Here is a 26,500-nt window from a genome sequence, read left to right as displayed (position 1 = left end):
GAGCGGACGACGAGGCTCGAACTCGCGACCTCAACCTTGGCAAGGTTGCGCTCTACCAACTGAGCTACGTCCGCAGTGCGCCGTGGCGCGGAGCCAACTATACCCAACCCCGCTGCCGGGCGAGACGCACCGCCGCGTGCCGGTTCTCCGCGCCGAGTTTGGTGACGGCGGAGGAGAGGTAGTTCCGCACGGTCCCCGGGGACAGCGCGGCCCGCTCCGCGATCTCCGCGACCGGCGCGCCGTCGGCCGCCAGCTCCAGCACCTCGGCCTCCCGCGCGGTCAGCGGGGAGTCCCCGGCGGAGATCGCGTCGGCGGCCAACTCCGGGTCTACGTACCGCTGTCCGGCGTGCACGGTACGGATGATCTCGGCGAGCCGCTGGGCGCTCACCGTCTTCGGGACGAACCCGCGCACACCCGCCGCGAGCGCCCGCTTCAGGTGTCCGGGGCGGCCGTGCCCGGTGACGATCAGCACCCGGCAGCCCGGCAGTTCGGACCGCAGGGATGTGGCGACCCTCACACCGTCGGCGCCCGGCATCTGGAGATCCAGCACCGCCACGTCGGGCCGGTGGGCCCGCGCCATGGCCAGCGCCTCGGGACCGCTTGCCGCCTCCGCGACCACGAGGAGGTCGTCCTCCAGGGAGAGCAGGGCGGCCAGCGCGCCCCGGATCAGATGCTCGTCGTCGGCGAGCAGCAGCCGTACCGGACCGTTCATGGGGCGACTTCCTCCACTTTCACTCTCCGCTCGTCCGCCGACGGGACCGCCGGCCGGCGCAGCGGCACCTCGGCGACCAGCCGGAACCGGTTCCCGGTCACCGGCCCCGCCTCAAGGGCGCCGCCCACGGCTGCCAGCCGCTCGCGCAGTCCGGCCAGCCCGGACCCGCCGACCCCGGACCCGCCGACCCCTTCGCCCCCGCCCGGGAGTGCACCCGCGCCGTCGTTCTCCACCGTCAGCACCGCGCGCCCCTCGCGCACCCGCACCGCCACGGCGCAGCGCTGCGCGTCCCCGTGCCGCAGCACATTGGTGGCCGCCTCGCGCACCACCCAGCCGAGCGCGGACTGCACGGGCGCGGGCAGCTCCGCCGTCTCGTCCCGTATCTCGCAGACGATCCCGGCGGCCGTCAACACGCCCTGCGCACCGGCGAGTTCGACACCGAGGTCGGCCTCGCGGTAGCCGCGTACGACCTCGCGGACCTCGCGCTGCGACTCCTGCGCGATCCGCTGCACCTCGATCATCTGCTCCACGGCCTCCGGCCGTCCGCGCCGGGCGAGTTGGACGGCCAGCTCGCTCTTGAGGGAGATCACCGAGAGGTTCCGGCCCAGCACGTCGTGCAGATCCCGCCCGAACCGCAGCCGCTCCTCCGCGACCGCGAGCCGCGCCTCGGTCTCCCGGCCCCGCTCCGCCTCCCAGAGGACGGAGAGCGTCCAGGCGCCGCAGCGGCAGGCGGCCAGCGGGAAGAGGGTGCCGAAGGCGGTCACCAGGGCGGTGCCGAGGATTCCGGTGCCGTCGGGACGGGCGAGGCCGAAGACGGCGGTGAGGAGCACGGTGAGCGCCCCGGCCCGGCGCAGATACACGCGGACCGGCGTCACCATGCCGTACACCAGCCCGGGCGGGATGAGGGCGAAGGCGACGGAGAACTTGACGGCGACCGCCTCGGCGCCGTTCAGCACGGTCAGGGCCAGCGCCAGGGCGAGCGCCACGACGAGCAACGCCCAGGAGCCCCACAGCGCCCGCCCCGGCAGCTCGCGCCGCCCGAGGTAGCGGTCGAGCGTGGGCCGGGTGAGCCGGTTGGCGTCCGCGCACTGGAGGGCGCTCGTCACGAGGAGCAGCGCGCCCAGGACGAGCGGCACCGGTGCGTGGCGCACGCCCAGGACGACGGGCTGCAGCGTCCACACCAGCGCGAGCAGCCACGGCGTCACGTACCACATGACGACGGTCGTCAGCTCGACCCGCTCCGCCTTGCTCCGCTCCCGCCAGTGCCGCTGCCGCAGCCGCCGCGCGTGCCCGAGCATCCCCGCTCCCCCCCATGTCACCGGCAGGTCACCGGCGCGATTCCCAGCGGAACCACCGGCGTACAGCAAACACGGCCACGACCACCCAGGCCAGCGCGCCCGCGACGGCGCCCAGCGTCTCGTAGGCGCTCATCCCGCCGGTCAGGCCGCCGCTCACCAGACGGATCGCCGGGGAGAGCGGGAGGAACTGGCAGATCCGCGCGAGCCCGTCGGGCATCAGGTCGGCCGGGAACATGATGCCGGAGCCGAGCATCGAGACGAACACCAGCGGCAGAGCCGTGACCTGGGAGCTTTCCACGCTCCGGGTGAAGGAGGCGGTGAGCGCGGCGAGCGCGGCGCTCAGCACCAGTCCGGCCACGATCCCCAGCACCGTCAGATACGGCGCCTTCGGCGGACCGGTGTGCAGCAGCACCGCGCAGCCCGCCCACAGCAGCAGGGCCTGGGCGAGACCGAGGCCCATGGCGGGCAGGGCGGTGCCGGTGAGGATCTCGGCGTCGGACAGCTCGCCGGTGCGCAGCCGCTTGAGGACGAGTTCCTCGCGGCGGGCGACATAGGCGTTGACGAGGGAGGCGTAGACGGCGAACAGGAAGGTGAAGCCCAGGGCGGCGGTCAGCATGACCGCGCCGACGGTGAGCCCCGCCTCCTTCAGGTTCATCTTGTCCACCGCGCCCTGAAGGCTGAACGGCACGGTGAGCGGCACCAGCAGCGCGGTGAGCACGACACCCCGATTCCGTCCGAGGAGGGCGAGTTCGGCCCGGGCGAGCGCGGTGAGCCGCTGAAGGGCCGTGGGCCCCCGGCTCCCCGTCGCCGTCCCTGTCGCCTTCGCCGTGCTGACAGTCCCGCTCATGCCGCCGCCTCCCGCTCTCCGGCGATCCCGAGGAACGCCTCTTCCAGTGAGGCCGGCCGCACGTCCAGTGCGTGCAGATCGACCTTGTTCCGCTCGGCCCAGGTCAGCACTCCGGTGGCGGAGCGCTGGAGTTCACGGGTGCTCAGCCGGACGGTCCGTCCGCTGACCTCGTGTCCGCACACGCCGAGTTCGGCCAGCGGCGGCAGATCGCCGGGGAACCAGCCCTCGGGCAGCCGGAAGGAGATGCGCGCGGGCCGGTCCGCGGTGACCTCGGCCGGCGTGCCGGAGGCGGCGATGCGGCCCTCGTGCAGGATCGCGAGCCGGTCGGCCAGGTCCTCGGCCTCGTGCAGATAGTGCGTGGTGAGCAGCACGGTCGTACCGGCGTCGCGCAGGGCGCGCACCAACTCCCAGGTGTCCCGGCGGCCTTCGGCGTCGAGGCCGGTCGTCGGCTCGTCCAGGAACAGGACCTCGGGATCGCCGAGCAGGGCGAGCGCGAGGTCGAGGCGGCGCCGCTCGCCGCCGGAGAGCTGCTTGACCCGTACGCCGCTCTTCCCGGCGAGGCCGACCCGCTCCAGCGCCTCCGCCTCGGGCCGGGCCCCGCTGGTGCAGCCCGCCCACATCCTGGCCGTCTCGGCGACGGTGAGATCGCCCGGGAAGCCGCCCTCCTGGAGCATGACCCCGGTGCGGGGGCGTACGGCGGCGCGCTCGCGGTACGGATCGTGGCCGAACACCCGGACCCGGCCGCCGTCCGGCCGGGCCAGCCCCTCCAGCAGCTCGACGGTCGACGTCTTGCCCGCGCCGTTGGTGCCGAGCAGGGCGAAGATCTCCCCGCGGGCCACGGAGAAGGTGATGCCCCGCACGGCCTCGAAGCCGGTGCCGTAGACGCGCCGCAGGTCGGTGACCTCGATCACGTGCTCTTGCTCGTCGCTGTCCATGACTTCAGCGTCCCGGCGGCGGACGGGAGTCGGCAGTGCGCGCTGTCATCGCCGGGCATGACAAATGTCAGAAGGGCGGAGCGCATACGAAAAGACCCCGGTCCATTGGACCGGGGTCTTTTTCCCGAGCGGACGACGAGGCTCGAACTCGCGACCTCAACCTTGGCAAGGTTGCGCTCTACCAACTGAGCTACGTCCGCACTGCTCCCGACCGGCTCCCACCGATCGGTGCGAGCACCAGCCTACCTGATCCAAAAGGATGCTTGTGACCGGTGCCAGAGCGGGTGACAGGAATCGCACACTGCGCCTTCCCCCTGGAAGGGGGATGTTCTACTACTGAACTACACCCGCACGGTCCTCGGGATTCGGCCTTTCGGCCTCGCCCCTCGGCGTGCTCCAGACATTAGCCGATCGGCAGGGGGGTAGCGCAAGTCGGTTCCCCCCGCGGACAGGTGAGCGACGCTCAAGGTCCGCCGCCGGACCCTGAGGAACCGCTCCGGCTCACTGGGCCGCGCTGAACGCCTCGTAGACCTTCTTGGGGATGCGGCCGCGCGCGGGCACGTCCATCTTGTTCGCCTGAGCCCAGGCGCGGACGGCGGACGGGTCGGGGGCGACCTCGGTCTGCTTGTACGCCTTGCCGGACCGGGCGCGCTTGCGGCCGGCCTCCACGAAGGGCGCGAGCGCCTTGCGCAGTTTCCTGGCATTGGTTTCGTTCAGGTCGATCTCGTACGACCTGCCGTCGAGCCCGAAGGCGATCGTCTCCGCCGCTTCCGAGCCGTCGATGTCGTCAAACAGAGTGACCACGACTTTTTGCGCCACGAATATCGGTCCCTTCGTACGGCACGTTGATACGGCTCACGGCTACGACATGCCGAGTATCCGCTATTGCCAATTCATTTGTACAGCGCTCGGCAATGAAAGAGGAAGACCCACTAAAACCGCCCGCGTGTCCGGCATCAATAGATCTCGCGCACGGACTGGAGAACTTTCCCAGAAATTTTCGCGAGCGCACGTCTTCGACACCCGATCGTGATGCGGGTCACGTACTTTCCTCCAACTCTACTCGCGTAGAAATTTTGTACGGGTAGTCTGAAGGAACCTGCTCAGCACCACACACCGGGAGTGCCAGTGGCACGCGTCGTAGTCGACGTCATGCTCAAGCCGGAGATTCTCGACCCCCAGGGCCAGGCGGTCCAGCGTGCGCTGCCGCGTCTGGGTTTCGAAGGGATCTCGGACGTCCGTCAGGGAAAGCGATTCGAGCTGGAAGTCGAGGGGCCGGTCGACGAGGCCGCGCTCGCCCGCATCCATGATCTTGCGGAATCCTTCCTCGCCAACACCGTGATCGAGGACTTCGTCGTCAAGGTGGAAGAAGTCGCGGGGGCGGCGGAGTGACCGCTCGTATTGGTGTCGTCACATTTCCGGGAAGTCTCGACGACCGTGACACCCGGCGCGCGATCACGCTCGCGGGCGCCGAACCGGTCGCGCTGTGGCACAAGGACAAGGACCTCAAGCAGGTCGACGCCGTAGTACTGCCCGGCGGTTTCTCCTACGGCGACTATCTGCGCGCCGGGGCGATCTCCCGCTTCTCGCCGGTGATGGAGTCCGTCATCGAGCAGGCGAAGGCCGGACTTCCGGTCCTCGGTATCTGCAACGGCTTCCAGATCCTCACCGAGGCGCATCTGCTGCCCGGCGGGATGCTCGGCAACGACCACCTCCACTTCATCTGCCGCGACCAGAAGCTGCGGGTGGAGAACGCGGAGACGGCCTGGACCGGCGACTACCGCCAGGGCCAGGAGATCCACATCCCGCTGAAGAACATGGACGGCCGGTACGTCGCCGACGAGTACACGCTCGACAAGCTGGAGGCGGAGGGCCGGGTCGTCTTCCGCTACCTGGACATGAACCCCAACGGATCGCTGCGTGACATCGCCGGCATCACCAACGAGGCCGGGAACGTCGTCGGCCTGATGCCGCACCCCGAGCACGCCGTCGAGCCGCTGATCGGCACGGGCCGCACCGACGGCCTCCCGTTCTTCACCTCGATCCTCAAGAAGCTGGTCAACGCATGAGCCGGACGCCTCTGGACACGGTCGAACACGCGGCCGCCACCCCCGACGTCGAGCTTCCCTGGGCCGAGCTCGGCCTGAAGAAGGACGAGTACGAGCGCGTGGTCGAGATCCTCGGCCGCCGCCCGACCGGCGCCGAGCTGGCCATGTACTCGGTCATGTGGTCCGAGCACTGCTCGTACAAGTCCTCCAAGGTCCACCTGCGCCAGTTCGGCGAGAAGGCGCCCCACTCGGACGCCATGCTCGTCGGCATCGGTGAGAACGCCGGTGTGGTGGACGTCGGCCAGGGCTACGCGGTCACCTTCAAGGTCGAGTCGCACAACCACCCGTCGTACGTGGAGCCGTACCAGGGCGCCGCGACCGGCGTCGGCGGCATCGTGCGCGACATCATCGCCATGGGCGCCCGCCCGGTCGCGGTCGTGGACCCGCTGCGCTTCGGCGCGGCCGACCACCCCGACACCAAGCGCGTGCTGCCCGGCGTGGTCGCGGGCATCGGCGGCTACGGCAACTGCCTGGGCCTGCCCAACATCGGCGGCGAGGTCGTCTTCGACGCCTGCTACCAGGGAAACCCGCTGGTGAACGCCGGTGCCATCGGCGTCATGCGGCACGAGGACATCCACCTCGCGAAGGCGTCCGGCGCGGGCAACAAGGTCATCCTCTACGGCGCCCGGACCGGCGGCGACGGCATCGGCGGTGCCTCGATCCTGGCCTCCGAGACCTTCGACGACGCGAAGCCCTCGAAGCGTCCGGCCGTCCAGGTCGGCGACCCCTTCCAGGAGAAGCTCCTCATCGAGTGCACCCTGGAGGCGTTCCAGGAGAAGCTCGTCGTCGGCATCCAGGACCTCGGCGCGGCGGGTCTGTCCTGCGCCACCTCCGAGCTGGCCTCCAACGGCTCCGGCGGCATGCGCGTCACCCTGGACGACGTACCGCTGCGCGACTCCACGCTCTCGCCCGAGGAGATCCTCATGAGCGAGTCGCAGGAACGCATGTGCGCGGTGGTCGAGCCCGAGAAGGTCGACCGCTTCCTGGAGATCTGCGAGAAGTGGGACGTCATCGCCACCGTCATCGGTGAGGTGACCGACGGCGACCGCCTGGAGATCTTCTGGCACGGCGGCAAGATCGTGGACGTCGACCCGCGCACGGTCGCCCACGACGGCCCGGTCTACGAGCGGCCCTACGCCCGTCCCGACTGGCAGGACGCCCTCCAGGCCGACGACGCGAACAAGCTGCCCCGCCCGGCCACCGCCGAGGAACTGCGCGAGCAGGTCCTGAAGCTGGTCGCGTCGCCCAACCAGGCGTCGAAGAAGTGGATCACCTCGCAGTACGACCACTTCGTGCAGGGCAACACCGTCCTGGCCCAGCCGGAGGACTCCGGCATGATCCGCGTGGACGAGGAGACCGGCCTCGGCGTCGCCATCGCCACCGACGGCAACGGCCGCTACGCCAAGCTCGACCCGTACACGGGCGCGCAGCTGGCGCTGGCGGAGGCGTACCGGAACGTGGCGACGACCGGCGCCAAGCCGCTCGCCGTCTCCGACTGCCTGAACTTCGGCTCGCCCGAGGACCCGGCCGTGATGTGGCAGTTCGCGGAGGCCGTGCGCGGTCTGGCGGACGGCTGCCTCCAGCTCGGCACCCCGGTGACCGGCGGCAACGTCTCCCTCTACAACCAGACGGGCGAGGCCGCCATCCACCCGACCCCGGTGGTCGCGGTCCTTGGCGTCATCGACGACGTGGCCCGGCGCACCCCGGTCGCCTTCCAGGAGGAGGGCCAGCTGCTCTACCTGCTGGGCGACACCTCCGAGGAGTTCGGCGGCTCGGCCTGGTCCCAGGTGATCCACGACCACCTCGGCGGGCTGCCCCCGAAGGTCGACCTGGAGCGCGAGCGGCTGCTCGCCGAGATCCTGATCGCGGCCTCCCGCGACGGCATGATCGACTCCGCGCACGACCTGTCCGACGGCGGTCTGATCCAGGCTGTGGTCGAGTCGGCGCTGCTCGGGGAGAAGGGCGCCCGCCTGATCGTCCCGGACGGTCTGGACGCGTTCACCTTCCTCCTCTCGGAGTCGGCGGGCCGCGCGGTCGTCGCCGTGCCGCGTTCGGAGGAGCTGCGCTTCACCGACATGTGCGGTGCGCGGGGGCTTCCGGCCACGCGGATCGGTGTCGTCGACGGCGACTCCGTCGAGATCCAGGGCGCGTTCGGGCTGTCCCTGGCGGAGCTGCGTGAGGCGCACGAGAACACGATTCCGGCGCTGCTGGCCTGAGCGGCGGTACATGCGTGAAGGTCCCGCCCGGCTGACCGGGCGGGACCTTCACGCGTGACGAGCGGACTCACACCGGCACCGCCTCCCGCGCCGGTTCCGCCTCCGCCGGCCGGCTCTTCGGCAGTCCCACCGCCAGCAGCAGGGACAGCAGCATCATCCCCGCCCCGCACACGAACACCGTGTCCATCGCGGAGACGTACGCCGCCACCCCCTCCGCGTGGGCGGCGCCCTTCAGCGCGGCGAGGGAGCCGATGTCGCCGGGGCCGTCGTACAGGCGGTTGAGGAGGGTGCCGAAGACGGCGGCGCCCAGAGCGGTGCCGAGCGTCTGGAAGAAGCGGATGGCGGTGGTGGCCACGCCGAGATGGCGGGCGGGGGCCGCTTCCTGCACCAGTTGGATCAGCTGGCCGAGGAGCTGGCCGAAGCCGAGGCCGACGAGGAGCAGGGCCGCGCGCAGCTGCCAGAGGGAGGTGTGGGCGCCGGTGGTGGCCAGCAGGAGGAACGCGGCGAGCGTGACCACGGTTCCGCTGATCACGAACGTCCGCTCGGACCAGCCGCGTTCGGTGAGCCGCCCGACGACGAGTCCGGCCGCCGTGATGCCCACGGCCATGGGAACGAGGAACAGTCCGGCCGAGGTGCTGGAGATGCCGCGGGCGACCTGGATGTAGACGAGGACGTAGTACATCGCCCCGGTCATGGCGACGCCCATCAGTCCCTGGATCGCGAAGCCCAGGCGCAGTTCGGGCACGCGGAACAGCGCGGGCGGCAGGATCGGTTCGGCGGCGGTGGCCTGGCGGTGCAGGAACAGCGCGAGTGCGGCGGCGCAGACCAGGGACAGCGTCAGGACCTGCGGGGAGTCCCAGGCGTATCGCCTGCCGCCCCACTCGGTCACCAGCAGCAGCGTGGTGGAGAAGGCCGCGGCGAGGGCCGCGCCGGGGAAGTCGATCGCGCGGCTCCCGGTGGCGCGGGGGAGCTTGAGGACGACGACGGCGGTGGCGAGGGCGGCGACACCGAGCGGCAGGTTGATGTAGAAGGCCCAGCGCCAGCTCGCGTGGTCGGCCAGGAACCCGCCGAGCCACGGGCCGATGGCCATGCCGCCCCCGGCGACGATCCCGCCGGTGCCCGCGCCCTTGTTCTTCTTCTCCCCGACCCCCTTGAGCTGGGCGATCACGACCATCGTGACGCTCATCAGCCCGCCCGCGCCGATGCCCTGCACGGCCCGGGAGGCGATCAGCCAGCCGATCGAGGGGGCCGCTCCGCACAGCGCCGAGCCGGTCAGGAAGGCGCCGAGAGCACCGAGGAAGACCCGCTTGGCGCCGAGTGCGTCGCACAGCCTGCCGTACAGGGGCAGCATCGCGGCGGACGCCAGGGAGAACGCGCTGACCAGCCACGGGATCTTGTCCAGACCGTGCTGGGGATCGAGGTCCCGCACGATCGGGACCGTCGCGGCGGACACGATCTGCAGGTCCAGGACGGCCAGGACGATCGTCACGAGACAGACGAGGAAGCCGAGTTTGCGCTGGGTGTCGGTCATGGCATCACCATGGCCCGGATTCATGGACCGAGTCAATGTTTCATCTCGGATTAATCTTGGTCTCGGCTTAAATTTAATCGCGGTAAGGTGCTGCCATGGCTGATGAGGCGATGGGCCTGCGCGAGCGCAAGAAGCTCCAGACGGCGATGCGGATCTACCGGGTCGCGGTCGCCCTGTTCGCGGAGCGGGGCTTCGACAACGTCTCCGTGCAGGAGATCGCGGACGCCGCCGAGGTCTCCAAGATGACCGTCTTCAACTACTTCGGCACCAAGGAGGACCTGGTCTTCCGGCCGATGGAGGAGCACTTCGCCGACGCGGCCCGCGCGGTGCGCGAGCGCCGGTCGGGCGAGTCCGCCGTGGACGCCGTACGACAGCAGTTCCTCGAGCTGGTCGAGAGCCGTGATCCCTCGGTCGGGCTGAACGCCGAGCCGTTCGCCCGCCAGGTCCGTCGGCTCGTCATGGACACCCCGGTCCTCATGGAGCGAGCCTTCCTCGCAGCCCAGCGGGGCACCCGGGAGCTGGCCGCGCTGCTGGCCGCCGAGACCGGGGACCTGATGCGGGCCACGGTCGCGGCCGCCACCCTGAGCGCCGCCCGCAACGCCCTGATCGAGGAGCACGACAGCCGCATCGCCGCGGGTGAGAGCCCCGACGAGGTCGCCGCCGACGCCGCCGAACGCGTCCTGGTCGCCTTCGGCCTGGTGGAGAACGGCCTGAAGGGCTACGCGGTCAGGGCATAGGCTCACCGCCATGCCCCCGGCCAGGAAACGCCCCCGCAGATACGACCCCGCCAAGACCCGCGCGGCGGTCCTCGCGCAGCTCGGTCAGGTGCGGGAGGCCGTACGGGACCTCGACTCCGAGCCGGTGCTCCGGCTGACGGCGTCGGTCGCCGCGTCGCTCGCCGAGGTCGGGCACGCGGTCGCGCGCCCCGCCGGGCCGAGGGCGACGCTCACCCCGGCCGAGTGGTTCCTGGCGCCGGGGACCGGGCCGAGCGCATCGGACGCACCGCTCGCTCCGCTCGCACCGGACGCTCCGCTCACTCCGCTCGCCGACGTCGAGCGGGCTCTGCGCGACCTCCTCGACGCCCACCCCGACGAACGGCTCGTGGAGACCGGTGCCGGGGTCATGACCCTCGACGACTTCCTGGTCACCCGGCTCGTCCATCTGGTGCTCTGCGCCGACGACCTCACCACGAGCGTCCCCGGCCTCGACGTACCGCTCGACCGGCAGGCCCTCGCCGCCGCCACCCGCGTGCTCGCCGACGCCCTCGCCCTGAAGGCGCCCGGCGGCTCCACCGAGGTCCGCGTGCCGCCGTACGCCGTGGTCCAGTGCGTGGAAGGTCCCCGGCACACGCGCGGCACCCCGCCCAACGTCGTGGAGACCGCCCCGCTGACCTGGCTGCGACTCGCCACCGGCCGCCTGACCTGGCCGGATGCCCTCGCGCGGGCCGAGGTGAGCGCGAGCGGCGAGCGCGCGGACCTTTCGGGACTGCTGCCGCTGCTGCCGTAGCGGAAGACCGGGGCGGAGGGCCACGACGGAACCCCGGGCACCTCCGGCACGTCGAACCGGTATGTACCGGTACAAGCAGTGCAGGACCCTGGCGGCGGCCGCCGTGCTCGTCCCGGTCATGGCGGCCTGTGGAAGCGAGGCGGCGGGCAGTGGCTCGGTGGGGCCCCGGCAGCCGGTGACCGGTGTGGAGTGGCGGGTCGACAGCCTCACCACCGGGAACACGACCCTCCGCGCACCCTCCGGCGCCCGGCTGCGCGTGGAGGAGGACGGCGGCGCGGGCGGCGACCTCGGCTGCAACACCTTCGGCACCCGGGCCGCCGTGCACGACGACCGGATCACCTTCGGCGCCCTGCGCACCACCAAGATCGCCTGCGACCCCGCCCGGATGACCTTCGAACGCGCCCTCGGCGCCGCCCTCGACCGGCAGACCCTCACCGCCCGCACCGAGGACGGGAAACTCACGCTCACGGGCGGTCACGGCGAGCGCGTGAACCTCACCCGGATCGCGCCCGATTGATGTGCGACACCTCACTCGGGACGCCCTGGCGGAACGGCCGAAGACGCCCCCGCGCGCCGGACCGCGCCGGGAGTCGTCCGATACGCACCGCTGTGACCAGGCGAAACGCGAAAAGACCCAAGGTGATCGCAAGCCTGGGTTCGGCAGCCGCTACGTATCCCCAATTCGGAGTAGCCGTCTGCCTCGCCTACACTCGGAGCCGTGCCACGTGGTGACGGTCGACTCAATCACGATCTGCTTCCCGGCGAAAAAGGCCCCCAGGACGCTTGCGGCGTCTTCGGTGTCTGGGCGCCTGGCGAAGAGGTCGCAAAGCTCACGTACTTCGGGCTCTACGCCCTCCAGCACCGGGGCCAGGAATCCGCGGGAATCGCGGTCAGCAACGGCTCCCAGATCCTCGTCTTCAAGGACATGGGCCTGGTCTCCCAGGTCTTCGACGAAACCTCGCTCGGTTCGCTCCAGGGTCATATCGCGGTCGGACACGCCCGCTACTCGACCACCGGCGCCTCCGTGTGGGAGAACGCCCAGCCGACGTTCCGCGCCACCGCGCACGGTTCGATCGCGCTCGGCCACAACGGCAACCTGGTCAACACCGCGCAGCTCGCGGAGATGGTCGCCGAACTGCCGAAGGACACCAACGGCCGCTCCACCCGGGTCGCGGCCACCAACGACACCGACCTGCTGACGGCACTGCTCGCCGCCCAGGTCGACGAGGACGGCAAGCCGCTCACCATCGAGGAGGCGGCCCACCGCATCCTCCCGCAGGTGAAGGGCGCCTTCAGCCTCGTCTTCATGGACGAGCACACGCTGTACGCGGCCCGCGACCCGCAGGGCATCCGCCCGCTGGTCCTCGGCCGCCTGGAGCGCGGCTGGGTCGTCGCCTCGGAGTCCGCCGCCCTCGACATCTGCGGCGCCTCCTACGTCCGCGAGATCGAGCCCGGCGAGTTCATCGCCATCGACGAGAACGGCCTGCGCACCTCGCGCTTCGCGGAAGCGAAGCCCAAGGGCTGTGTCTTCGAGTACGTCTACCTGGCGCGCCCGGACACCGACATCGCCGGGCGGAACGTCTACCTCTCCCGCGTGGAGATGGGCCGCCGCCTGGCCAAGGAGGCGCCGGTCGAGGCCGACCTGGTCATAGCCACCCCGGAGTCCGGCACCCCGGCCGCCATCGGGTACGCGGAAGCCTCCGGCATCCCCTTCGGCAACGGCCTGGTGAAGAACGCCTATGTGGGCCGCACCTTCATCCAGCCCTCGCAGACCATCCGCCAGCTGGGCATCCGGCTGAAGCTGAACCCGCTCAAGGAAGTCATCAAGGGCAAGCGCCTGATCGTCGTGGACGACTCGATCGTGCGCGGCAACACCCAGCGGGCCCTGGTGCGCATGCTGCGCGAGGCCGGTGCCGCCGAGGTCCACATCCGGATCTCCTCGCCGCCCGTGAAGTGGCCCTGCTTCTTCGGCATCGACTTCGCCACCCGCGCCGAGCTGATCGCCAACGGCATGACCATCGAGGAGATCGGCACCAGCCTGGGCGCCGACTCGCTCGCGTACATCTCCATCGACGGCATGATCGACGCGACCACCATCGACAAGCCGAACCTGTGCCGCGCCTGCTTCGACGGCGAGTACCCGATGGAGCTGCCCGACCCGGAGCTGCTCGGCAAGCAGCTGCTGGAGACCGAGCTGGCGGCAGGAACCGCCGCCACCGCCGCGGCCGACGCCATCCGGCGTCCCTGAGCTGCGCCGTCAGAGCCGTACGACAGGAAAGTTCTCACAGTCATGTCCTCTGAGACCACGGGTGCCAGCTACGCGAGCGCGGGCGTCGACATCGAGGCGGGCGACCGCGCGGTCGAGCTCATGAAGGAATGGGTGAGGAAGACCCGCCGCCCCGAGGTCCTCGGCGGCCTCGGCGGCTTCGCCGGGCTCTTCGACGCCTCCGCCCTCAAGCGCTACGAGCGACCGCTGCTCGCCTCCGCGACCGACGGCGTCGGCACCAAGGTCGACATCGCCCGGCGCCTCGGCGTGTACGACACCATCGGCCACGACCTGGTCGCCATGGTCATGGACGACATCGTCGTGTGCGGTGCCGAGCCGCTCTTCATGACCGACTACATCTGCGTCGGCAAGGTCCACCCCGAGCGGGTCGCCGCGATCGTCAAGGGCATCGCGGAGGGCTGTGTGCTCGCCGGGTGCGCCCTGGTGGGCGGCGAGACGGCCGAGCACCCGGGCCTGCTCGGCGCGGACGACTTCGACGTCGCGGGCGCCGGTACGGGCGTGGTGGAGGCCGACCGGCTGCTCGGCCCGGACCGCATCCGCGAGGGTGACGCCGTGATCGCCATGGCGTCCTCCGGTCTTCACTCCAACGGGTACTCCCTGGTCCGTCACGTCCTGCTGGAGCGTGCGGGACTCGCCCTGGAGTCGGAGATCGCGGAGCTGGGCCGCACGCTCGGCGAGGAGCTCCTGGTGCCCACCAAGATCTACTCGCTGGACTGCCTCGCGCTCACCCGCACGACCGAGGTGCACGCCTTCTCGCACATCACCGGCGGCGGCCTGGCGGCCAACCTGGCCCGGGTCATCCCGGACGGCCTGCACGCCACCGTGGACCGCTCCACGTGGACCCCGGGCGCGATCTTCGACCTGGTCGGCCGTACGGGCGACGTCGAGCGCCTGGAGCTGGAGAAGACCCTGAACATGGGCGTCGGCATGATGGCCGTCGTACCCGCCGAGTCCGTCGAAGCGGCCCTGACCACGCTGGCCGACCGCGGCGTGGACGCCTGGGTGGCCGGCGAGATCACCGGCCGGGACGGCCGCACCTCGGGCGCCGAGCTGACCGGGGACTACGCGCGCTAGAACACCTGTAGGGCGGGCTCCCTCGGGGCGCCCGCCCTCTGTGGTCCACAGACCCGCCGCGACCGTTTCACACGCAGCACAGAAGCCGGTCGGTGGCAGTGCCACCGACCGGCCTGATGCTCAGTGCGAGGTCAAGCGCCGCGACGGTGCTGTGAGGGACCGTCGTCCTCGTCCTCGTCGTCGTCCTCATAGAGGTCGGCGTAACGGGAGTAGAGGTCATCCTCGTCATCTTCATCGTCCTCGAACGGCTCGCCGTTCGGCGGCTGGCTCGAAGTCGATGCGCCCAGTTCACTGGCCAGACGTGACAGGTCAGTCCCACCGCTGTTGTACTTCAGCTGGCGGGCGACCTTTGTCTGCTTGGCCTTGGCCCGGCCGCGCCCCATGGCTCGACCCCCTCGGTGACGGGGCTCAACGGCCCCAGAGTCTGACACGCGTTCATGATCTGGAACGGACTCTCCGCAGAGATGCCGGTCCGTAGGGCTTCCACGGTACCTGAGCCCGCGCCCATACGGTACGTCGCCCGCAGCACGCGCGTGTGCACAGGACCCTCGAGGAGCCCTGTCCTCGCTGGTCAACGGCGATTTTAACCACTTATCGGGGTACGACCCGCCGGTGGAAGTGAGAGTTCTCTCCAAGTTGCCTCCGGCGGGTACCGCCCGCCCGTGCGGCCGGGCACCCGGCCCGGGGGCCGCACGGGCGCGAATCGGCCGGTACGGAGCCCCTGCGGGTCAGCGTGCCGCGCGGGCGTCCGCCATGCGCCGCTCGGCGATCCGGTCGGCCGCGGCGGCCGGCGGGATGCCGTCCGCCTTTGCGGTCGCGAAGATCTCCAGCGTGGTGTCGAAGATCTTCGCGGCCTTCGCCCGGCACCGCTCGAAGTCGAACCCGTGCAGCTCGTCCGCCACCTGGATCACCCCGCCCGCGTTCACCACGTAGTCCGGCGCGTAGAGGATGCCCCGGTCGGCGATGTCCTTCTCCACGCCCGGGTGCGCGAGCTGGTTGTTGGCCGCGCCGCACACCACCTTGGCGGTCAGCACCGGCACCGTGCGGTCGTCCAGGGCGCCGCCCAGCGCGCAGGGGGCGTAGATGTCGAGGCCCTCGACGCGGATCAGCTCGTCCGTGCTCGCCACCGCCGTCACCCCCTCGGGGTGCTCCGCCATGACCTGGCGCACCGCGTCCGGGCGTACGTCCGTGAGCACGACCTCGGCGCCCTCGGCGCGCAGATGCCCCACCAGATGGCGGCCCACCTTGCCGACGCCCGCGATGCCGACCTGGCGGCCGCGCAGCGAGGGGTCGCCCCACACGTGCTGGGCGGAGGCGCGCATGCCCTGGTAGACGCCGAAGGCGGTGAGCACGGAGGAGTCGCCCGCGCCGCCGTTCTCCGGGGAGCGGCCGGTGGTCCAGCCGCAGGTGCGGGCCACCACGTCCATGTCCGCGACATAGGTGCCGACGTCGCACGCGGTCACGTAGCGCCCGCCGAGCGAGGCGACCATGCGGCCGTAGGCGAGCAGCAGCTCCTCGGTCTTGTCCCGCTCCGGGTCGCCGATGATCACGGCCTTGCCGCCGCCGTGGTCCAGACCGGCCATCGCGTTCTTGTACGACATCCCGCGCGCGAGGTTGAGGGCGTCGGCGACGGCGTCGGCCTCGGTGGCGTACGGATGGAAGCGGGTGCCGCCCAGGGCCGGGCCGAGGGCGGTGGAGTGCAGGGCGATGACGGCCTTGAGGCCGCTGGCGCGGTCCTGGCAGAGCACGACCTGCTCATGGCCGCCCTGGTCCGAATGGAAGAGGGTCCGCAGGACGTCAGCGGATGCGCCGGTTGCGTAGGTCACGGTGGTGACTCCTGTGCGTGTAGCGGCGGCCGGGGCCGGGCGGCCCCGGGGGTTTCCCCACACTTTTGGCCGTGGGGACGGGTGGCGGGGTGCTGCCACGCGGCCGTTGGGCCGCAAGGCTGAGCGTAGAGCCTGCTCGCGGCCCGTATCCGGGGTACGCCGGGGATCACTCTTCCGTGCCCGCGCGGTCGCTCGCCGTGGCACGATGCGCAGTGGTTCCGAGCCGGACCCGGCGGGGGTTTCGCGCCGGGCGCGAGGGGGAGGGAGGGAGCGTGCCCAAGGTGTCCTCCGTGGTCGTCCCCTATGCCGCGTACCTGCGCGTGTACGAGCCGCTGACCGCCTTCCCGGAGCCGGAGCGCACCCACTGGGCGAAGTACGCCCGCAGGCGGGACCGTCCCTCCTACCAGGACGAGCTGCGCCGCTCGCTGGCCGACCTGCTGCCCACGCCGCCGGTCGCGGTTCCGGTGCACGAGAGCGCGGACGCCTTCGTGACCGAGGTGGACGGCGTGCTCTGCGTCTGTCCCTGGCGGACCCGGCTGCGCGGCTGGCAGGCGCTGACCGCCCTGGACGAGGAACTGCCCCCGACGGTGCGGGACGCCGTGCTGCCGCCGCTGGTGCGCCGCCAGGCGGCCCTGGACTACGAGCGCTGGCTCGCCCGCAACCCCGACGCCCGCCCCTGGATCCGCACCGCGACCTGGCAGGTGCCGCTCAACTGGTTCGTGCTCGTCGGCGACGAGGAGCGGCGGTTCGAGAAGGGCACCGGGGAGGTGCCCCCGCTGCTGCGCTACCGCACGCCGATGGTGCAGGCCCGGCGGCGCGTGGCGCGAGCGCTGCGCACCCTGAAGGACGCGGTCGAGGAGGGTCCGCTGATCGACGGCCTGGTGGACGTCGGCCGCTGGCTGGAGGAGTTCCACCCCCGCTCGCTGGTGGAGCTGGACTACGGCGGACTGGTCCATGCCGTGCCGGCGGGAGCGCTCGAGGACGACCACTCCGCGGCGGACGTGGCCGCGGGCATCGACGCGCTGCGCCGGGGCGACGGCCCGGCCGCGGGGCGGGCCTACGGCCGGCTCGTGCAGCGCTGGCGCGCGGTACGGGACCTGCGTTCGGCGAACTGATCGCCGTATCCGCGACAACGCGCGAACTGATCGCCGTATCCGTACGTACTCCTTGATGACGGCGCATCCCGAACAGATGAGAAGTGACGCAGGTCACGGTCGAAATGGCCTCGAACAGCGTACGGTCTGTGGACTTGACTCATCTGACGGGATGTTGGTCCCGATCCGGGCTTTTCCCATCAAGGGTGATGGACGGCACTTACGCGGCCCTTGCGTCTCTTGCCGCCCCTCGTGCCAAAATAGGACAAGGAGCCCGGGGAGGGCTCCGTCTGTCCATCTGTGCTCCACTATGGGCAGAATCTCCGCATTGCACGCTTTGGGGGGTCCGGTGCCTCCTGATCGCCGAAGTGACTGATCGTCACATCGGCGTGACTGTCCGCTATGGCATGGTCCATCGGCTTCCGTCGCTGATGAACACCTGGGAGGGCAATTCCATCGGTTTGGCCGACGCGGCTGGACAGATGGTGTAGTTGTAGTGCCGAGGACAAGCCGTTCGTCCTATAACCGACTCGACTCGCGTCCGCCATTTCGGGCAACGCGGGTCAAGGTGCAGAATTTAGAGGAAAGAACCGAGAACGTCGGTTCTCCCGAGGAGGCCGCTCATGACCGCTCGCACCCCTGATGCCGAGCCGCTGCTGACCCCGGCTGAGGTCGCCACCATGTTCCGTGTCGACCCCAAGACGGTCACGCGGTGGGCGAAGGCCGGCAAGCTCACGTCGATCCGCACGCTCGGCGGGCACCGCCGCTACCGCGAGGCGGAGGTCCGCGCCCTGCTCGCGGGCATCCCGCAGCAGCGCAGCGAGGCCTGAACAACTCCATAACCGGGCAGAACGACCGAACCCCAACTGGTCGGGGCGCCCGAACCCTAGCTCTGAACGACGCGGGACCTGCCCCAACAGGCCCCCCGCCCAAGCCGATTCCATTGCTTGAGTAAGTGGCACAGGGTGCGTCGTAGATCGCGCTGGACTCCGCCGGGTCCAGCGCGATCTTTTTTGTGCCCTCGGGCGAGCCTTCCTGATCCTCCGTGAGCGGCTCTGTCGGAGTCTGAGGAGGAGTGTGGGAAGCGCTGTGGGGGGTCAGTGAGACAGGTGCAATTGCACATATTAAATTGACCTGTTGTATGACACTGGTAAGAACCCCACTTTCAAAAAATCATGCCGTGACTCCCGCCACACGGCTCGCTTCTTGTCGCAGGGCACATGTGTGCGCTAATGGGCTCGCACGCCCCATCAGCCCTTGTGTGGACGGGTGTTGGGGTTCTCGTCCGGTTCCATGGCGAGCCGCTGGAGGCGGTGGCAGACGGGACAGTGGCGGGTGGCGTGCCGATAGGCGGACGCGGCCGACAGATGTGCCCTCAGGAGCGCTCGCGTCGCGTGCCTGGCCGATGCCGCCATCCGTCACCTCCGGGGGCCGCACGGGGGAGGCGGCCTGCCTTCTGGGTACCGAGCCCGGCCGGCGCCGTCAAGAGCGCCGGGAACGACGAAAGGGCCCCCTCGCGGGGGCCCTTCCTTTTCTGCGGTCCTGACGGGATTTGAACCCGCGGCCTCCACCTTGACAGGGTGGCGAGCACTCCAAACTGCTCCACAGGACCATCTCTCGCTGCACTCGGCTGCTGCGTTGTGCTGCGAGAAGGACTGTACACGAGGGTGGATGGCCGGGTCGAACTCACCCTCCGCGCACGACCGGCTACGGTGCCAGGGCGTCGATCGCCTTCACGATCCGCTTGTCCGAGACGGGGTAGGCGGTGCCCAGCGCGTGGGCGAAGTAGCTGACCCGCAGCTCCTCGATCATCCAGCGGATGTCGAGTACCTGCCGGGGCACCGGGCGCCCCTGCGGCAGCTGCTCCAGGAGCCACGCGTACTCGTCGCGCATCTCCTGGACCTTCTCCATGCGGGAGGTGTCCCGCTGGACGTTCGTCGGCATCTGCTGCAGACGCCGGTCGGCGGCCACCAGGTAGCGCATCAGGTCCGGCAGCCGCTTCAGGCCCGCCCAGGTCACGAAGCCGGGCTTCACCAGGGCGTCCAGCTGCTGCCGTACGTCCGTCAGATTGGCGAGCAGCGTGGGGCTCTTCACCGACTTCAGCCGCCGCTCGGCCGCCTGCCAGGCCGCGAGCACCTGCTGTGTCTGGGCGACGGCGCGGACCGTGGTGTCCACGATCTCCGCGCGCACCTTGTCGTAGAGCGCGCGGTACGACTCCTCGTCCCACACCGGGCCGCCGAAGTCCGCGATCAGCTTGTCGGCCGCGGCCATCGCGCAGTCGTCGAAGAGGGCCTGCACCGAGCCGTGCGGGTTGGCCGAGAGCGCCAGCTTCTGGGCGTTCGTCAGCCTGTCGGCGGCGAACTTGGCCGGGTTCACCGGGATGTTGCGCAGGATGAGCCGGCGCATGCCCTTCCACATGGCCTCGGCCTGCTCCTCCTCGGTGTCGAAGAGGCGTACGGAGACCGTGTCGCCGTCGTCCACCAGGGCCGGGTACGCCTTGACGGGCTGTCCGGCCCGCCGGGTCTCGAAGACGCGGGTGAGCGTGCCGATCGTCCAGTCGGTCAGGCCCGAGCGCTCCAGCGACTCGCCGCCCTGCCGGGAGGCGGTGGCCGCGGCGGCCTGGGAGAGGGCCTTGCGGGCCTTCGGACGCAGCTGGAGCTTCAGCGCCTCCAGGTCCTTGTCCTCGGCCAGCCTGCGGCGCCGCTCGTCCACGATCCTGAAGGTGACCTTCAGATGGTCGGGGACCTTGGCCCAGTCGAAGTCGGCCGCCTCGAAGGGCACGCCGACCATGCGCTTCAGCTCGCGCGCCATGGTGGTCGTCAGCGGCTCCTGGAGGGGGACCGCCCGGTCCAGGAACCTCTTGGCGTAGTTGGGCGCGGGGACGTAGTTGCGGCGGATCGGCTTGGGCAGCGTGCGGATGAGCTCGGTGACGACCTCCTCGCGCAGGCCCGGGATCTGCCAGTCGAAGCCCTCGTCGGTGACCTGGTTGAGCACCTGGAGCGGGATGTGCACGGTCACACCGTCGGCGTCCGCGCCCGGCTCGAACTGGTACGTCACCCGGAACTTGAGGTTCCCCTGCTGCCAGGTGTCGGGGTAGTCGGCCTTGGTGACCGCCTCCGCCGACTCCCGGATGAGCATCTCCCGCTCGAAGTCGAGGAAGTCGGGCTGCTCGTGCCGCTTGTGCTTCCACCAGGAGTCGAAGTGGGCGCCGGAGACGATGTGTTCGGGCACGCGCTGGTCGTAGAAGTCGAACAGCGTCTCGTCGTCCACGACGATGTCCCGGCGCCGGGCGCGGTGTTCCAGCTCCTCGACCTCGCTGAGGAGCTTGCGGTTGTCGGCGAAGAACTTGTGGTGGGTGCGCCAGTCGCCCTCGACCAGGGCGTTGCGCAGGAAGAGCTCGCGGGACACCTCGGGGTCGACGCGGCCGTAGTTCACCTTGCGCTGGGCGACGATCGGGACGCCGTACAGCGTCACCTTCTCGTACGCCATCACGGCCGCCTGGTCCTTCTCCCAGTGCGGTTCGCTGTACGTCCGCTTCAGGAGGTGGCCGGCGAGCGGCTCGACCCACTCGGGCTCGATCTTCGCGTTGACGCGGGCCCAGAGGCGCGAGGTCTCCACGAGTTCGGCCGACATCAGGAACTTCGGCTGCTTCTTGAAGAGCGAGGAGCCGGGGAACACCGCGAACTTGGCGTTGCGGGCGCCCAGGTACTCGTTCTTGTTGCCGTCCTTCACGTCCTTCATGCCGACGTGGGAGAGGAGGCCCGCGAGCAGGGAGACGTGGATGAGGTCGGCGGGGGCGTCCTCCTCGCCTATGCGGATGTCCATCTGCTTGGCGACCGTGCGCAGCTGCGAGTAGATGTCCTGCCATTCGCGGATGCGCAGGAAGTTCAGGTACTCCTGCTTGCACATCCGGCGGAAGGCCGACGAGCCGCGCTCCTTCTGCTGCTCGCGGATGTACCGCCACATGTTGAGGTAGGCGAGGAAGTCGCTGGTCTCGTCCTTGAAGCGGGCGTGCTGCTGGTCGGCCTGGGTCTGCTTGTCGGCGGGGCGCTCGCGCGGGTCCTGGATGGACAGCGCGGCGGCGATGACCATGACCTCGCGGACACAGCCGTTCTTCGCGGCCTCCAGGACCATGCGGGCCAGCCGCGGGTCGACGGGCAGCTGGGCGAGCTTGCGGCCGGTGTCGGTGAGGCGCTTGCGGGGGTCCTTCTGCGCGGGGTCGAGGGCGCCGAGTTCCTGGAGGAGCTGGACGCCGTCACGGATGTTGCGGTGGTCCGGCGGGTCGATGAAGGGGAACTTCTCGATCTCGCCGAGGCCGGCCGCGGTCATCTGGAGGATGACGGAGGCGAGGTTGGTGCGCAGGATCTCGGCGTCCGTGAACTCCGGGCGGGCGACGAAGTCGTCCTCGGAGTAGAGCCGGATGCAGATGCCGTCGGACGTACGGCCGCAGCGGCCCTTGCGCTGGTTGGCGCTGGCCTGCGAGACCGGCTCGATGGGCAGCCGCTGGACCTTGGTGCGGTGGCTGTAGCGGCTGATCCGGGCGAAGCCGGGGTCGATCACGTACTTGATGCCGGGGACGGTCAGCGAGGTCTCGGCGACGTTGGTCGCCAGCACGATCCGGCGGCCGGTGTGCGGCTGGAAGACGCGGTGCTGCTCGGCGTGCGAGAGGCGCGCGTACAGCGGCAGGACCTCGGTGAATCTGTACTTCTTCTTCTCCAGCGCGTCGGCGGTGTCCCGGATCTCGCGCTCACCGGAGAGGAAGACCAGGATGTCGCCCGGCCCCTCGCCCATCAGCTCCTCGACGGCGTCGGTGATCGCGGTGATCTGATCGCGGTCGGCGTCGGAGGACTCCTCTTCGAGGAGCGGCCGGTAGCGCACCTCCACCGGGTACGTCCGCCCGCTCACCTCGACGATCGGGGCGTCGCCGAAGTGCCGGGAGAAGCGCTCGGGGTCGATGGTGGCCGAGGTGATGACGACCTTGAGGTCGGGGCGCCTGGGCAGCAGCTGGGCCAGATAGCCGAGCAGGAAGTCGATGTTGAGGGACCGCTCGTGGGCCTCGTCGATGATGATCGTGTCGTAGGCGCGCAGCTCGCGGTCGGTCTGGATCTCCGCGAGGAGGATGCCGTCCGTCATCAGCTTCACGAAGGTGGCGTCCGGGTTCACCTGGTCGGTGAAGCGGACCTTCCAGCCGACGGCCTCGCCGAGCGGGGTCTTCAACTCGTCGGCGACGCGCTCGGCCACCGTCCGGGCGGCGATACGGCGGGGCTGGGTGTGCCCGATCATGCCGCGCACGCCCCGGCCCAGCTCCATACAGATCTTGGGGATCTGCGTGGTCTTTCCGGAGCCGGTCTCACCGGCCACGATGACCACCTGGTGATCGCGGATGGCGGCCGCGATCTCGTCCTTCTTCTGGCTGACCGGCAGCTGCTCGGGATAGGTGACGGCGGGCACTCGGGAGCGCCGCGCCTCCATGCGGGAGGCGGCCTGGTCGACGTCGCCCTCGATCTCGGCGAGGACGGCGGCGCGGGCCTCCGGCTTACGGATCTTGCGCGCGCCCTCGAGCCTGCGTCCGAGCCGGTGCGCGTCGCGCAGCGACAGCTCGGTCAGTCGGGAGGCGAGGGCGCTCGGGGCGGGGGCGGGATGCGTAGACATACGCGATCCAGGATCTCACCTCGGGGAAACAGCGCGCGAATGATTTGCCGCCCCGGCCCCGGCCCCCGCCCCCGGCGCCGAGCGGAGGACGGGCCCGCGCACAGGCCCGTCCTCGTGGCTCAGCGGCTTCACCGTCCCGGCTCAGCAGCTTCGCTGTCCGGACCTGAACCCGGACCTGTACCCGTCCTTGAAGCCGTTCTGGTAGTCCCAGCGCGGGTCCATCAACGATCGGACCGGGAACTGGCGGTGGCCGTCGTTCCAGCGATGGCATGTGCGCTGGCCGTCCCGGAACCCGGACCTGAATCCGTCCCGGAATCCCTCCTGGTAGCCCCAGGGTGACACCGGAAGTCTTGTCACCGTCCCGGTCTGCGCGGTGGCGGGGGCCGCCGAGGCGACCTGCTGGAAGGACACGGGGGCGAGAACGACGGCTGCGGCTACGAACATCGAGCTGAACACAGCCGTCCGCTGTCTTTTCGTGACGGGCATGGGCGCTCCCTCGGGGTGATTTCCGACGAATGGCCGTATTTCACTGTGGCCCCGGCGCCGGAAGCCCGCAACCGCGTGCCCACGGCAGCTCCATGGCAGTTCCACGGCATACGAAAACACCCCCGCCGGAGACTCCGGAGGGGGTGTCGGCCCTGGTGAGGGCGGTTGTGGCTGGGGCCGGGGTCGAACCGGCGACCTATCGCTTTTCAGGCGATCGCTCGTACCAACTGAGCTACCCAGCCACGAGGTTTCACGTGAAACCTCAGCGGTCCTGACGGGATTTGAACCCGCGGCCTCCACCTTGACAGGGTGGCGAGCACTCCAAACTGCTCCACAGGACCAGGCGCTGTGTACGACAGTGTCGCACACGGTTGCGGGTCTCCCCAACGTGATTCCCACCTGCTGTGAGGTGCGCATCTGCTGGGCTGACGTCGCTGGAGAAGCGTATCAGAGCAACGGGGGTGGTTTGAAAACGAGATTCCCGCACCGCATCGGGAAGGGGAGCGGCCCGGTTCGCAGCCCGGGAACGCGAAAACCCGCTCTGGATCAGAGCGGGTTTCGTGACAAGTCTGCTGTGCCCCCAACGGGATTCGAACCCGTGCTACCGCCTTGAAAGGGCGGCGTCCTAGGCCGCTAGACGATGAGGGCTATCGGCCCGCCGTGGGCGCTTCGCAGCGCGTCGGGGACGTGAGCAGCATAGGGGATGCGGGGTGGTATCGGCAAAACACTTCATGGGCCGCCTGGTGGCTCACTTCTTCACCAGATGACGGCTGACCTCGGCCGTCGTGCGCCCCAGGCCGCCCAGCCCGATCTCGTCCCACGCCTGGAGCCTGCGGGTGTCGCGGTCCAGGTAGAGGATCGACGCCTCGATCGGTGCCGGGTACTTCCCCTCGACCGCCCGCAGCCCGCTGCCACCGGTCGAGCCCTCGCGGCGCAGCCGGGTGCCCAGCGGCAGGATCTTCGTCCCCTCGGTGTGCAGATGCCCGCAGAGCACGAGCGGCACCGTGCCGTCCGTCTCCTGTGCAGCCAGCGGCTCGTGGGCGACCGCGATGTCCACCGGTGTGCCCTGGGCCCGCTGGTCCCGCAGCGCCGACGCCAGCCGCGCCCCCGCAAGCTGCTCGGCCGCGTCACCGCCCGTCGGCCGGGAGCGGTCGGGCGTGAACTGCGGATCGCCCATGCCCGCGAACCGCACCCCGGCGACCGTCTCGGCCCGGCCCTCGTCCAGGACGTGCACGTTCTTCTTGCGCTCCAGATAGCGCTGGGTGGCCAGGGAGTCGTGGTTGCCCCTGACCCACACATAGGGCACGCCCAGATCCTCGACCGGGTCCAGGAAGCCGTTCTCCGCCGCGGTGCCGTGGTCCATGGTGTCGCCGGAGTCCACGATCACGTGCACCTTGTACTGGGTCACCAGCGACTCGATGATCTTCCAGCTCGCCGGGTTGAGGTGGATGTCCGACACGTGCAGCACGCGGATCGTGGAGGGGTCGGGCTGGTAGGCGGGCAGCGTGGACGCGACGTCGTACAGCTTCGTCACGTTCGTCACCAGGCGGGCCAGCTCCTTCTGGTAGACGTCGAACTCGGTGACGATGCTGCGGGCGTTGCCGACCACGGACGGCGCCGAGGAGAGCAGCCCGGAGAAGCGGGGCTCCAGCACCGAGCGGGGGTTCCAGGTGGCGTAGGCGGAGATTCCCGAGGCCGCGAGCAGGGCGAGGGCCAGTCCGCCGGCCGCCAGTGCGCGGCGGGGCCTGCGGTAGACGGCGAGGCCGAGGACCGTGGCGCCGGTGACGACGGCGACCGAGGAGCGCACCGCGAGGTCGAGCGTGCCGTGCCCGATGTCGTCGGTGACCTCCCGCTGGAGCCCCGACAGCCGCTCCGGGTGGTCCACCAGCGCCTGTGCGCGCACCGGGTCCAGCTGGTCCACGTCGACGTCCAGGCGGAGCGGGGCGACATGGCTGTCCAGGGTGAGCGCGCCCAGCGGCGAGACGTTGATCTTCGTGCCGCCGCTGAGGGAGGGCCGTAGCGCCATGGTGGTGTCCATCGGGCCGACCGGCGCGTGGACGTCGCCGACCACCAGCAGCCCCAGCCAGGCGCCGGTGAGCACGACCGTGACGAGGCCGAGCGCCCGCAGCCAGGGGCGGGGCCGGGCGGCGAGACCGAGAAGGGGGAGGGGGCGGCGGCGGTCTGGGCGGTCTGGGTTCCGGTTCCGGCGGCGGGACAGGGCGGCGGGGACGCGGGGCATTGGGGCCGTATGCCCAGCGGCGCCACGGGATATGCGGGGGTGCCCGGCGAGGCCCGGTCCGGCTCAGCCCCAGCCCAGTTCGTGCAGGCGGGCGTCCTCGATGCCGAAGTGGTGGGCGACCTCGTGGACGACCGTGACGGCCACCTCGTCCACCACGTCCTCCTGTGTGGTGCAGTACCGCAGGATCGGGCCCATGTAGATCGAGATGCGGTCGGGGAGGACCCCGGCGTACCACTCCCCGCGTTCGGTGAGGGGGGTGCCCTCGTAGAGGCCGAGCAGTTCCGGGTCGTGGGCGGGCGGCTCGTCCTCCACGAAGACGGCCACGTTGTCCATGACCCGCGTCAGTTCCGGCGGGATCCGGTCCAGGGCCTCGCTCACCAGCTCTTCGAACCTGTCGCGTGTCATCTCCAGCACACCGCCATTGTCGGGGACGGACGGCCCGTACGGGGGGTGAGGGTGAGGGGGCTCGAACAACGGGCGTGTCCTCTTGCGGGCGGCGGGAGTTGGGTAGGTCGACTCCTTCCCTTGTTCCGGAGGTGGCCGCCGTGCGCCCCAAGTACGTACCCGTCCGTCTGGTCGTCACGGTGCTGGCCGCCGCCGCTGCCACAGGCTGCGTGCGGGTGGGGGAGGACGCGGGCCCGGCCCGGCCCGAGCACTCGGCGGGGCAGCGCCACGGCGGTGTGCCGGGC

General features: G+C 70.4%; 22 protein-coding genes and 7 tRNA genes. 10 read left to right on the top strand and 19 right to left on the bottom strand.

What is annotated here, in order from left to right; translation table 11 throughout:
• Window position 1: 1 nt before the first annotated feature.
• The 8 genes from GTW40_RS19850 to GTW40_RS19815 all read right to left on the bottom strand — a co-directional run bounded on the left by GTW40_RS19850 (window position 2) and on the right by GTW40_RS19815 (window position 4,611).
• Window positions 2-74, bottom strand: a tRNA-Gly gene (locus GTW40_RS19850).
• A gap of 23 nt (window positions 75-97) precedes the next feature.
• Window positions 98-712: a response regulator transcription factor gene (locus tag GTW40_RS19845; RefSeq protein ID WP_161181542.1), complete on the bottom strand. Its 615-nt coding sequence runs from the start codon at window positions 710-712 to the stop codon at window positions 98-100.
• On the bottom strand, window positions 709-2,010 hold the full coding sequence (locus GTW40_RS19840) for a histidine kinase (RefSeq protein WP_161181541.1): 1,302 nt from the start codon (window positions 2,008-2,010) through the stop codon (window positions 709-711). The genes GTW40_RS19845 and GTW40_RS19840 overlap by 4 nt, the downstream gene beginning before the upstream one ends.
• A gap of 28 nt (window positions 2,011-2,038) precedes the next feature.
• Window positions 2,039-2,857, bottom strand: a complete 819-nt coding sequence (locus tag GTW40_RS19835; protein ID WP_161181540.1) for an ABC transporter permease — start codon at window positions 2,855-2,857, stop codon at window positions 2,039-2,041.
• On the bottom strand, window positions 2,854-3,792 hold the full coding sequence (locus GTW40_RS19830; protein ID WP_161181539.1) for an ABC transporter ATP-binding protein: 939 nt from the start codon (window positions 3,790-3,792) through the stop codon (window positions 2,854-2,856). Before GTW40_RS19830 ends, GTW40_RS19835 begins: the two co-directional genes overlap by 4 nt.
• 127 nt (window positions 3,793-3,919) lie before the next feature.
• A tRNA-Gly gene (locus GTW40_RS19825) sits at window positions 3,920-3,992 on the bottom strand.
• A 79-nt stretch (window positions 3,993-4,071) separates the two neighbouring features.
• A tRNA-Gly gene (locus GTW40_RS19820) sits at window positions 4,072-4,143 on the bottom strand.
• A 150-nt stretch (window positions 4,144-4,293) separates the two neighbouring features.
• The gene (locus GTW40_RS19815; RefSeq protein WP_161181538.1) at window positions 4,294-4,611 is read right to left on the bottom strand and encodes an Lsr2 family protein; all 318 of its coding nucleotides are present in this window, start codon (window positions 4,609-4,611) and stop codon (window positions 4,294-4,296) included.
• Window positions 4,612-4,920: 309 nt separating this feature from the next.
• Here GTW40_RS19815 and purS point away from each other — a divergent pair, with 309 nt between their 5' ends.
• The 3 genes from purS to purL are packed head-to-tail and all read left to right on the top strand — an operon-like array spanning window position 4,921 to window position 8,116.
• Complete coding sequence (purS, locus tag GTW40_RS19810; RefSeq protein ID WP_161181537.1) at window positions 4,921-5,184, top strand: phosphoribosylformylglycinamidine synthase subunit PurS; 264 nt, start codon at window positions 4,921-4,923, stop codon at window positions 5,182-5,184.
• Window positions 5,181-5,861: a phosphoribosylformylglycinamidine synthase subunit PurQ gene (gene purQ / locus GTW40_RS19805; protein WP_161181536.1), complete on the top strand. Its 681-nt coding sequence runs from the start codon at window positions 5,181-5,183 to the stop codon at window positions 5,859-5,861. The genes purS and purQ overlap by 4 nt, the downstream gene beginning before the upstream one ends.
• Window positions 5,858-8,116, top strand: a complete 2,259-nt coding sequence (purL, locus tag GTW40_RS19800; protein ID WP_161181535.1) for a phosphoribosylformylglycinamidine synthase subunit PurL — start codon at window positions 5,858-5,860, stop codon at window positions 8,114-8,116. The genes purQ and purL overlap by 4 nt, the downstream gene beginning before the upstream one ends.
• A gap of 67 nt (window positions 8,117-8,183) precedes the next feature.
• On the opposite strand, the gene GTW40_RS19795 is transcribed toward purL, so the two are convergent.
• Window positions 8,184-9,647 carry an MFS transporter gene (locus tag GTW40_RS19795; protein ID WP_161181534.1) on the bottom strand — a complete coding sequence of 488 codons (1,464 nt, stop codon included), beginning with the start codon at window positions 9,645-9,647 and terminating at the stop codon, window positions 8,184-8,186.
• 95 nt (window positions 9,648-9,742) lie between these two features.
• Here GTW40_RS19795 and GTW40_RS19790 point away from each other — a divergent pair, with 95 nt between their 5' ends.
• The 5 genes from GTW40_RS19790 (at window position 9,743) to purM (ending at window position 14,514) form a co-directional block, all read left to right on the top strand.
• Window positions 9,743-10,384: a TetR/AcrR family transcriptional regulator gene (locus tag GTW40_RS19790; protein ID WP_161181533.1), complete on the top strand. Its 642-nt coding sequence runs from the start codon at window positions 9,743-9,745 to the stop codon at window positions 10,382-10,384.
• Between the two features lie 10 nt (window positions 10,385-10,394).
• Window positions 10,395-11,153 carry a sterol carrier family protein gene (locus GTW40_RS19785; protein ID WP_161181532.1) on the top strand — a complete coding sequence of 253 codons (759 nt, stop codon included), beginning with the start codon at window positions 10,395-10,397 and terminating at the stop codon, window positions 11,151-11,153.
• A gap of 61 nt (window positions 11,154-11,214) precedes the next feature.
• Window positions 11,215-11,670, top strand: coding sequence for an META domain-containing protein (locus tag GTW40_RS19780; RefSeq protein WP_161181531.1), 456 nt, complete (start codon window positions 11,215-11,217; stop codon window positions 11,668-11,670).
• Window positions 11,671-11,871: 201 nt separating this feature from the next.
• A complete protein-coding gene (purF, locus tag GTW40_RS19775; protein ID WP_161181530.1) occupies window positions 11,872-13,401 on the top strand; it encodes an amidophosphoribosyltransferase in 1,530 nt (509 codons plus the stop codon).
• A gap of 42 nt (window positions 13,402-13,443) precedes the next feature.
• Window positions 13,444-14,514, top strand: a complete 1,071-nt coding sequence (purM, locus tag GTW40_RS19770) for a phosphoribosylformylglycinamidine cyclo-ligase (RefSeq protein ID WP_161181529.1) — start codon at window positions 13,444-13,446, stop codon at window positions 14,512-14,514.
• Between the two features lie 131 nt (window positions 14,515-14,645).
• Here purM and GTW40_RS19765 read toward each other — a convergent pair whose 3' ends face one another.
• Window positions 14,646-14,897, bottom strand: coding sequence for a DUF3073 domain-containing protein (locus GTW40_RS19765; protein ID WP_161181528.1), 252 nt, complete (start codon window positions 14,895-14,897; stop codon window positions 14,646-14,648).
• Window positions 14,898-15,242: 345 nt separating this feature from the next.
• Entirely contained in the window at window positions 15,243-16,340 is a 1,098-nt protein-coding gene (locus tag GTW40_RS19760) for a Glu/Leu/Phe/Val dehydrogenase dimerization domain-containing protein (RefSeq protein ID WP_161181527.1), read from the bottom strand.
• 272 nt (window positions 16,341-16,612) lie between these two features.
• Here GTW40_RS19760 and GTW40_RS19755 point away from each other — a divergent pair, with 272 nt between their 5' ends.
• Both GTW40_RS19755 and bldC read left to right on the top strand, forming a co-directional pair.
• Complete coding sequence (locus GTW40_RS19755) at window positions 16,613-17,455, top strand: hypothetical protein (protein ID WP_161181526.1); 843 nt, start codon at window positions 16,613-16,615, stop codon at window positions 17,453-17,455.
• Window positions 17,456-18,057: 602 nt separating this feature from the next.
• Window positions 18,058-18,264 (top strand): developmental transcriptional regulator BldC, encoded by a 207-nt coding sequence (gene bldC, locus GTW40_RS19750; RefSeq protein WP_003949541.1) that lies wholly within the window; start codon window positions 18,058-18,060, stop codon window positions 18,262-18,264.
• A gap of 420 nt (window positions 18,265-18,684) precedes the next feature.
• On the opposite strand, the gene GTW40_RS33215 is transcribed toward bldC, so the two are convergent.
• From GTW40_RS33215 to GTW40_RS19715, 8 genes are all read right to left on the bottom strand, one after another.
• Complete coding sequence (locus tag GTW40_RS33215) at window positions 18,685-18,849, bottom strand: DUF6274 family protein (protein WP_272919022.1); 165 nt, start codon at window positions 18,847-18,849, stop codon at window positions 18,685-18,687.
• A 122-nt stretch (window positions 18,850-18,971) separates the two neighbouring features.
• Window positions 18,972-19,046: transfer RNA gene (locus tag GTW40_RS19745), tRNA-Asp, on the bottom strand.
• 95 nt (window positions 19,047-19,141) lie between these two features.
• The gene (gene hrpA, locus GTW40_RS19740) at window positions 19,142-23,086 is read right to left on the bottom strand and encodes an ATP-dependent RNA helicase HrpA (RefSeq protein WP_161181525.1); all 3,945 of its coding nucleotides are present in this window, start codon (window positions 23,084-23,086) and stop codon (window positions 19,142-19,144) included.
• A gap of 654 nt (window positions 23,087-23,740) precedes the next feature.
• A tRNA-Phe gene (locus GTW40_RS19735) sits at window positions 23,741-23,814 on the bottom strand.
• A gap of 24 nt (window positions 23,815-23,838) precedes the next feature.
• Window positions 23,839-23,913 (bottom strand) — tRNA-Asp (locus GTW40_RS19730).
• A gap of 234 nt (window positions 23,914-24,147) precedes the next feature.
• A tRNA-Glu gene (locus tag GTW40_RS19725) sits at window positions 24,148-24,220 on the bottom strand.
• 100 nt (window positions 24,221-24,320) lie between these two features.
• Window positions 24,321-25,811: a metallophosphoesterase gene (locus tag GTW40_RS19720; protein WP_161181524.1), complete on the bottom strand. Its 1,491-nt coding sequence runs from the start codon at window positions 25,809-25,811 to the stop codon at window positions 24,321-24,323.
• Window positions 25,812-25,874: 63 nt separating this feature from the next.
• A complete protein-coding gene (locus tag GTW40_RS19715; RefSeq protein ID WP_343245744.1) occupies window positions 25,875-26,225 on the bottom strand; it encodes a metallopeptidase family protein in 351 nt (116 codons plus the stop codon).
• Between the last annotated feature and the right edge of the window lie 275 nt (window positions 26,226-26,500).

Source organism: Streptomyces sp. SID4985 (assembly GCF_009863025.1).
Taxonomy (GTDB): domain Bacteria; phylum Actinomycetota; class Actinomycetes; order Streptomycetales; family Streptomycetaceae; genus Streptomyces.
This window is presented reverse-complemented; position numbering and strand designations above follow the sequence as displayed.